This is a genomic window from Faecalicatena fissicatena (assembly GCF_016900595.1).
In the GTDB taxonomy this organism is placed as follows: Bacteria; Bacillota; Clostridia; order Lachnospirales; family Lachnospiraceae; genus Claveliimonas; species Claveliimonas intestinigallinarum.
Map to the genome: position 1 here is coordinate 59,863 of NZ_JACLYY010000016.1, position 8,505 is coordinate 68,367.

At 54.6% G+C, this 8,505-nt stretch carries 6 protein-coding genes and 1 pseudogene; all 7 read left to right on the plus strand.

The annotated features are described in order from the left end of the window. Positions 1-35 precede the first annotated feature (35 nt). The 7 genes and pseudogenes from H7U36_RS13725 (at position 36) to H7U36_RS13755 (ending at position 8,294) form a co-directional block, all read left to right on the plus strand. Complete coding sequence (locus H7U36_RS13725) at positions 36-1,289, plus strand: WYL domain-containing protein (RefSeq protein WP_205156344.1); 1,254 nt, start codon at positions 36-38, stop codon at positions 1,287-1,289. Further along, complete coding sequence (locus H7U36_RS13730) at positions 1,276-2,184, plus strand: WYL domain-containing protein (protein ID WP_191494011.1); 909 nt, start codon at positions 1,276-1,278, stop codon at positions 2,182-2,184. The genes H7U36_RS13725 and H7U36_RS13730 overlap by 14 nt, the downstream gene beginning before the upstream one ends. Positions 2,185-2,351: 167 nt before the next feature. After that, complete coding sequence (locus H7U36_RS13735; protein WP_205156345.1) at positions 2,352-3,845, plus strand: DUF2828 family protein; 1,494 nt, start codon at positions 2,352-2,354, stop codon at positions 3,843-3,845. An 80-nt stretch (positions 3,846-3,925) separates the two neighbouring features. Then, positions 3,926-4,090: pseudogene (locus tag H7U36_RS13740) on the plus strand (RtcB family protein); the annotation flags it as partial. A gap of 151 nt (positions 4,091-4,241) precedes the next feature. Further along, positions 4,242-5,348, plus strand: coding sequence for a PTS sugar transporter subunit IIC (locus H7U36_RS13745; protein ID WP_191429218.1), 1,107 nt, complete (start codon positions 4,242-4,244; stop codon positions 5,346-5,348). Between the two features lie 215 nt (positions 5,349-5,563). Beyond that, positions 5,564-7,180 (plus strand): amidohydrolase, encoded by a 1,617-nt coding sequence (locus H7U36_RS13750; protein WP_191429217.1) that lies wholly within the window; start codon positions 5,564-5,566, stop codon positions 7,178-7,180. A gap of 19 nt (positions 7,181-7,199) precedes the next feature. Next, the gene (locus H7U36_RS13755) at positions 7,200-8,294 is read left to right on the plus strand and encodes a putative NPN-dependent ornithine cyclodeaminase (protein WP_205156346.1); all 1,095 of its coding nucleotides are present in this window, start codon (positions 7,200-7,202) and stop codon (positions 8,292-8,294) included. The last annotated feature ends 211 nt before the right edge of the window (positions 8,295-8,505 follow it).

Genomic DNA, 8,505 nt, shown 5'->3' on the forward strand with positions numbered 1-8,505 from the left:
CAACTGGTCAATAAGCAAGCTGCGGAGGTGACCCCATGGCATACAGCGAACTCATAAAAAACTTCAACCGGATCCGCGACTATATGCGTGAATTCTATGTTTACGGCTTTAAGAGCAGGGACGAGTACACCCAGAAGAGCGCCCGCTCCTACGACGATGAGCGGCGCCGCCTGGAGAGCTGGCTTGGGGACTACATGCAGTTCCGCCAGACTCCTGACGGAAAAAATGTTTTTATCTCCGTGGACAGCCGCACGTCCAGTCATAATCCCCTGTATAAAGCCTGGAAGGCAAAGAGCTTCACTGACGGCGACATTACTCTTCATTTTATTATTTTTGATATCCTCTGTGACCCCGGGGTGAGTATGACGTTGGGGGAGGTGATGGAGCGGATAGATGACTATCTTTCCGGATTTCGTATGCCCAGGACGTATGATGAGTCTACTGTGAGAAAGAAGCTGAAGGAGTATGCGAAAGAGGGGATCATAGAGACGGAGAAAAAAGGGAGAAGGCTGGTGTACCGGCGGGCGCGGACGGACTGTGAGCTGGACAGGGATATGCTGGACTTTTTTTCCGAGACGGCGCCCTGCGGCGTCATAGGGTCCTTTCTGCTTGACAAGCTGGACGAGCGTGAGGATTATCTGTCATTTAAGCACCATTATATTACCAGCGCAATGGACAGTGAGATCCTCTGTGATCTGTTTGCCGCTATGGGCGAGAGGAGAAGAGTGATCCTGGAGAATATGAACCGCCATACGGGGCGGGTCACAGATAATCCCGCAGTTCCCCTTCGGATCATGGTCAGCGTCCAGAGTGGGAGACAGTATCTGATGGCCTACTCAATTCCGTTCGGGGGGATCTCCTCTTTTCGGATCGATAATCTGATTTCTGTAAAAACGGATAGGGTTGAGGAGCATTTTGAGGAAATGCGGGCGGAGCTGGACAGGATGCTTCCTCACATGTGGGGAGTCAGCACCCAGAACCGGTCCGGCCAGCCTATGGAGCATGTGGAGTTTACAATCCGGTACAGGGACGATGAAACGCATATTCCCCTGCGTCTGGAGAGGGAAAAACGGATCGGCACGGTGGAGCATCTGGATGGAAATACAAGCCGCTTTACCGCGGATGTATATGATGCCAGTGAAATGGTTCCGTGGATCCGCACATTTATCTGCCGGATCGTCAGTATCCACATTTCTGACAGAGAACTGGAAGAGCAGTTCAGGGATGACATCAGTGCCATGTACGAGCTCTATGGACTGGAAGGCGGTGAAAAGAATGATCTTCAGTGAACTGTACAGCGCCTACTACAATACAGTGGCGGCTGTACTTGCAGAGGCTGTCAGACACCCTCTTACGGACAGCGAGCTTCGTGAGATAATCGAGCAGCACGCATTCAGGGAGAGTGCCCTGAGCATTATTCCCGCGCTGAAGGAGGAGAGATGGCAGCTCATAAGGGCGGACGGGACGACTCCCATACAGAGAAAGCCGGATATGCCGTTGACGATGCTGCAGCGGAGATGGCTGAAGTCCATCGCCATGGATCTCCGCATCCGTCTGTTTGGGGATTTCGGGTTTGACTTCCCGGAGGCCGAGCCTCTCTTCCGACCAGAAGATATCCTGGTCTTTGACAAGTACAGCGACGGCGACCCCTACGGAGATGAGACCTACATAGCGAATTTTCGCCTGATCCTGGATGCGGTCAGGAGGAAGTATCCGCTGCGTATAGAGATGACAAGCGGAAAGGGGGAGCTCCTGTCTGTGTCAATCTTTCCGGAGTCTCTGGAATACTCGGAGAAGGACGACAAATTTCGGCTGACCGGGACAGAGGGGCAATATGCCAGTACAATCAACCTGGGAAGGATCGTTGGCTGTCGTCTCGCAAAGGAGCCTGCAAAATGCGGGGGACGGGTTGTGCGGACCAGACAGCGGAGAGTTGTGTTCCAGCTGGTGGATGAACGGAACGCGCTGGAGCGGGTTTTGATGCATTTCGCCCATTTCCGGAAGCAGGCGGAGAAGACAGAGGACGGCAGATATCGGATTACTGTGTATTATGACAAAGAGGATGAGATGGAGCTGGTGATCAGAGTGCTGTCCTTTGGTCCCCTGATCAGGGTGACGGAGCCCCAGCGCTTTGTGGGGCTGATCAGGCAGAGACTCATAGAGCAAAAGAGCTGTGGACTTTGAGGTTCGCAGCTTTTTTTCCGTGATAAATGCGGGCGGGGGAAGTAGAATGGCATTGTAAACAAAAGGTACAACAAAAAGGCACCCACAGCAAAGAGAGGATATCGCGTGATTTTTTATATATATGGTGCCTTGTTTAAAAGAAAAGTGAAAGGAAGAGGAGAGAAGTCATGCTGGATTATATCAGACGGGAAGCCAATACAACTGAGACTGAAAACGGCGCGGCCGCATATGCCACAAGCGGTTCTGACTGTCTGGATCTTTATGCTTCCATTGGCGCGCTCAGACGGGAGAGCGATGAGGAGATCACGGCCCGCTTTGTGCGCGCGTATACGGAAAATGCGGATATGGCGATGAAACTTCTCTTCTTTGCCAGGGACGTCAGAGGGGGATTGGGAGAAAGGAGAGTTTTCCGCACGATCTTTTCGTGGCTTGCCAAAAACGAGCCGGGATCCGTGAAAAAGAATATCGCTTATGTGGCAGAATACGGCCGCTTTGACGATCTTCTCGCCCTGATGGGCACTCCCTGTGAAGAGGAAATGCTTGCCCTTCTCAGAAGACAGTTTGACGAGGACATGAGACTTCTCGCCGCAGGCGAAAATGTCTCTCTGCTTGGGAAATGGCTTCCTTCTGTCAACGCTTCCAGCAGGCAGACGGTTCGTAATGCCAAAAAAGTGGCCAGGGCCTTCGGCATGAGTGAGGCGGCTTACCGGAAGGCAGTTTCAGCCCTGCGCGGCCGGATACATATCATCGAGAATAATCTTCGGGAGAAGGACTATACCTTTGACTATGAGAAACAGCCCTCCAGAGCGCTGTTTAAATACAGACAGGCGTTCATCAGGAACGACAGAAAGAGATATAATGCGTTTCTTGCTAATGTCGCTTCCGGCAAGGTCAGCATGCACGCGGACAATGTGTCTCCCTACGAGCTGGTGGAGCCTTTTCTTTCCTGGGAGAACTGGCACCCCGGCTGGGAGTCCTTTCTCGGAGAACTGTCACCGGAGGAGAAAAATGCCCTGAACGCTACGTGGGAGTCTATGCCCGACTTTGGCGGGAAGGAAAATGCCCTTGCGGTCATTGATACCTCCGGATCCATGTATTGTGACGGGAGCCCCCTGCCCGCAGCCGTGGCCCTGTCCCTTGGACTGTACTTTGCGGAGCATAACAGGGGCGTGTTCAGCAATCATTTCATCGAGTTCTCTGACACGCCGCAGCTGATCGAGATCAAGGGGGAAACCTTTGTGGATCGGCTTCGCTATGCAGCCACCTTCTGCCAGGTGGCCAGCACAAATCTGGAGGCGGTATTTGACCTGATCCTGGAGACGGCAGTTAAATATAATGTCAGGCAGGAGGATTTGCCGGCAAAGCTGATCATCATCTCCGATATGGAATTTAACTTCTGTATCAGCAATGCCTCTGAGACAAACTTTGAACATGCGAAGAAAAGCTACGAAGCGCACGGCTACAGGCTTCCGGAAATTGTCTTCTGGAATGTTGCCAGCAGAAACCGCCATCAGCCAGTTACTATGAATGAACAGGGAGTCGCTCTGATTTCCGGAGTGACACCCAGGCTTTTCTCCATGGTTGCAGATGGAAGTCTTTCGCCTTATAAGTGTATGATGGAGGTGCTGGAAAGCGAGCGCTATGCGAAAATAGTGGCATAGCGCCCGCCAGATCCGCAGGATGTGCGACTGTCAGCTGACAGAGGGCAGCCGGATCAGGATTATGCCCGATGTACACGCGGGAAATGATCCTGAGGAAAGGGGCTATTGCAGCCCATGCCGGTGAAAAAGTGCTGATTCCCATCAATATGCGGGATGGTTCCGTGCTGGGGGTGGGCAGGGGAAATCCCGAGTGGAATTACTCTGCCCCGCACGGCGCGGGAAGAGCTATGTCAAGAGCCGCGGCCGGGGACGACCCGCCGTGGAGAACGAAAAAGTAAAGCTCCGCGAAAAGAAAGGATTGACAAGCACACCATACAGCAGTTATAGTAAAGTATACATGTGTCAAGACACATGTATACTTTGCTGCATATTAAGGAAAAGAAATGGGAGTTTGTTATGGAAAAAGTAAAAGCCTTTCTGGAACGGAAAAATATTGTCATCTCTGCCAGGCGTTATGGCATAGATGCACTGGGCGCTATGGCTCAGGGACTGTTTTGCTCACTGCTTATCGGCACGATCCTGAATACGATTGGCAGCCAGTTTCATGTCGGATTCCTCACGGCCCGGATCATCGCCATCAACGGTGTGGGATACACGATCGGAGGCATGGCCTCCTTTATGAGCGGCGCGGCTATGGCCGTGGCCATCGGCTATGCCCTGCAGGCGCCGCCTCTTGTGCTGTTTTCGCTGGCCACAGTGGGCTATGCCTGCAATGCTCTGGGGCAGGCCGGCGGCCCGCTGGCGGTTCTTTTTGTGGCTATCATTGCGGCCGAGGTGGGAAAGGCTGTCAGCAAGGAGACAAAGATCGACATTCTGGTGACGCCCATTGTCACCACACTGGTGGGCATCGGGGCCGCCTGGGTCATCGCTCCGCCTATCGGACTTGCAGCCAGCGCCTTCGGCCAGCTCATCATGCAGGCCACGGAGCTGCAGCCCTTCCTGATGGGGGTAATCGTGTCCGTCCTGGTGGGGGTGGCGCTGACGCTGCCTATCTCCTCTGCGGCTATCTGCTCCGTCCTGGGACTGACAGGACTGGCTGGCGGCGCCGCTGTGGCGGGCTGCTGCGCCCAGATGGTGGGCTTTGCGGTTATGAGCTTCCGGGAAAATGGTCTGGGCGGCCTGGTGAGCCAGGGGCTGGGCACCTCCATGCTGCAGATGCCCAATATTGTCAGAAATCCCCGCATCTGGATCGCCCCCACGGTGGCATCGGCCATAACCGGCCCCATCGCCACCTGTGTGTTCCGGCTGCAGATGAACGGCGATGCCATCAATTCCGGCATGGGAACCTGCGGGCTGTGCGGACAGCTGGGCGTCTGGACCGGCTGGATCGCTCCCAGCGAGACGGCCCTCACGAACGGGGCCGCGGCCATGTCGCCCTCCGCCTTTGACTGGATAGGTCTTATCCTGATCTCCTTTGTGCTTCCCGCCATACTGGCCCCGGCCATCAACCAGGTGTGCCGCCGGCTGGGCTGGGTAAAGGACGGAGACCTGACCTTGCAGTAAGGCTGACAAAAGCTGAAAATGGAAATCAAAAACGGCGCTTTCACCTCAGGTGGAAGCGTTATCTTTTCTTTTTAAAACATTGACACATCCCGGGGAAAAAGAGTATAGTTATCTGTAGGACATAGCAATGGCGCTTCAGCTTTGGGCGAAGTGCCTGTTTTTTTATTATGCGGGAAGAGACTCAGGTTCTTCCCGTCTGGAGGTGCGGTAAATTAATGGACAGTTGTATCTATGAAAACGGAAAGATTTTTACATCGGACAGTGACCAACTGTACGGGGAGGCCATGCTTGTGGAGGACGGCCTTGTCCGGAAGGTGGGAACGAGAGAGGAAGTGGAAGAAATGGCGCCGGCGGGATGTGCCCGGGTGGATCTTGGGGGCCGCCGGGTGATCCCGGGATTTGTGGACGCCCATATGCACCCTGTCATGCTGGCGGACTTCAGCAGGCAGATCTCAGCCCTGCCGCCGAAAATCCACTCTATTGAGGAGCTGGTGCAGGCAATCAGGCAGAAGAGAGAGGAGCAGGGGCCGGACGGTTGGATCCAGGGCTGGGGCTATGATGAGGGCAAGTTCGCGGAGAAGCGCTCCATCACCCGCTGGGATCTGGACCGGGGCTGCAGCGATGCGCCGGTATCCATCATCCGTACATGCGGCCACATTCGCTGTGTGAACAGCCGGGCCCTTGAGCTGGCGGGCATAGACAGGAATACGCCGGATCCGGATGGGGGAGAGATTGAGAGAGATGAGAATGGAGAGCCCACAGGCGTGCTGAAGGAAAATGCCAGAAACCTTGTGACTCCCTTCATGCCTGTGCCGGAGAGGGAGGAGAAGGTTGAGAACCTGGCTGAGCTGGGCCGGCTCCTCACATCCCAGGGCATTGTGGCTGTGACAGATATGGGAAATCTGGACAGCGGCGACAACTATCCTCTCTATCGGGAGGCGGCGGAGAAAGGCTTCCTCCAGGAGGTGGGCGTGTACTACATGTGGGATTTCTTTATGGATGACCCGGATTTTTGTATTCCCAGGGAGCGTTTTGACAGGGGGCAGCAGATCTTTGTCTCCGGCCTAAAGCTCATAGGGGATGGCAGCGTGTCCGGACGGACCGCCTGGATGGCAGAGCCCTATCTGGGAACGGACTCCTGCGGTATCTCTGTGTGCAGCGACAGGCAGATGGAGACAGCCATTCAGTTCTGTAAGGAAAATCACTGTCAGCTCTCCATGCACGCCATGGGCACAAGGGCCATTGCAAGAGTGGTGGATCGGGCGGCCAGGGAGGAGAAGTGGAACGACGGGCCGGAGCCCTATGTGCGGGTGGAGCACATCACAGACCCCGCAAAGGACAGCGTTCGCAAGGCGGCGGAAAAGGGCATTGGTTTTGTCACCCAGCCTATTTTCATGTATGCGGAGATCGAGAGCTACCTGAATAACCTGGGACAGGAGTGGATGAAGAGATGCTACCCTGTGAGAGATCTGTTGGACAGCGGCGTGAAGCTCTGCTTTTCCACAGACGCGCCGGCCACATCCTGGGCTGTTCCCTCAGATCCCTTCCCCAACATCAAGGGAGCGGTGACCCGACGGGCCTGGGACGGAACGGACTGCGGACAGGATCAGGCAGTGGACGTGGAGACAGCCATTATCCTCTACACAAAGGAGTCCGCTGACATGGTGGGATTTGACAGGCTGGGACAGCTAAGAGAGGGCTACAAGGCGGATTTCCTTGTGCTGGATCGGGATATACTGGAGATCCCCGCCGAGGAGATCGACCAGGTGCAGGTGGATCAGACCTACATAGGCGGCCGCTGCGTGTACAGCAGAAATACAAGACGGAAATGAGAGAGAAGGAGAGATACACATGTTTAAAATGCCAGAATATGAAGCCCCGGATTTTTCTGCGGAGGAGCTGAAAAACGCGCCGAATGCCCGGTGGGAGGCTGTGGAGAAGGACGGCGTGGCACCGGAAAACTATCACAGTACGTCCATGTACCCGGAGTATTTTAAGCTGAACGGGGAGTGGCTGCTTCCGGCAAGGTCCAGGATGGACTCCAGCGTGGTCTGGGCCCAGGATGGGACCCTGAAGGTGGTGGAGAACAGAAACCTGAAGAAGGGAGACCGGGTGATCCTAGGCAGGACCGAGAGGGGCGAGGAGGGCATTTACCTCCACACAACAGGCTTTGAGAAAAAAAGAGACGCGTCAGAGGATCAGTTCGTGTTCCGGCAGGGTCGAAGCAGGGAGACCTCCTACGCCAGAGACTATGACAGGCTGTTTGAGCTGCTGAAATATGAGCGGGAGCACGGAAATGTGGTCTGGGTCATGGGACCTGCCTTCTCCTTTGACGCTGACGCCAGAAAGGCCATGTCGGCCATGATCGACAACGGCTATGTGGACGGCCTGATGGCCGGAAATGCTCTGGCCACCCACGACCTGGAGGGGGCCATGTTCCACACGGCTCTGGGGCAGGACATCTACACCCAGAAATGTCATCCCAACGGCCACTACAATCATCTGGATGTGCTGAACCGGGTGAGGAGGAGCGGCTCCATCCCCCAGTTTATAGAGGACTACAAGATTGACAACGGCATCATTTACAGCTGTGTGAAGAATGACGTGCCCTTTGTCCTCACCAGCTCCATCCGCGATGACGGTCCCCTCCCGGAAGTGATCGGAGACGCCTACGCGGGACAGAGCACCATGAGAGCCATGGTAGAGAAGGCCACCACGGTCATCTGTCTGGCCACCATGCTCCACACCATTGCCACGGGAAATATGACTCCCTCCTACACCGTGACAGAGGACGGAACTGTGAGGCCTGTCTTCCTGTACACTGTGGACGCTGATGAGTTTGTGGTGAATAAGCTGTTGGACAGGGGAAGCCTTTCCGCTACCACCATTGTGACCAATGTGCAGGATTTTATCTCCCTGACTGTCAAGGGCCTGGGGCTGATGTAGGAGCATGCCGTACATATAAAAAACGAAGGCTCAGATCCCCTTCTCTTCGAATTGTGGAGAGAAGGGGATTTTTGTTGCTATAGCAACAGACTTTTTCTCGCCCTTATCCTATATTACCTATTGAACAAATCATTAAATAAGACTAACTATTAAAGAAAGTCAAGTAAAAAAGTGGCAACGACTTTTCGTTGCAATCAGTACCTTGAAAACT

Bases quoted from the DNA above. Each gene is read 5' to 3' on its own strand.
- H7U36_RS13725 (WP_205156344.1), top strand. From the start codon at position 36: ATGGCATACAGCGAACTCATAAAAAACTTCAACCGGATCCGCGACTAT.
- H7U36_RS13735 (WP_205156345.1), top strand. From the start codon at position 2,352: ATGCTGGATTATATCAGACGGGAAGCCAATACAACTGAGACTGAAAAC.
- H7U36_RS13730 (WP_191494011.1), top strand. From the start codon at position 1,276: ATGATCTTCAGTGAACTGTACAGCGCCTACTACAATACAGTGGCGGCT.
- H7U36_RS13755 (WP_205156346.1), top strand. From the start codon at position 7,200: ATGTTTAAAATGCCAGAATATGAAGCCCCGGATTTTTCTGCGGAGGAG.
- H7U36_RS13750 (WP_191429217.1), top strand. From the start codon at position 5,564: ATGGACAGTTGTATCTATGAAAACGGAAAGATTTTTACATCGGACAGT.
- H7U36_RS13745 (WP_191429218.1), top strand. From the start codon at position 4,242: ATGGAAAAAGTAAAAGCCTTTCTGGAACGGAAAAATATTGTCATCTCT.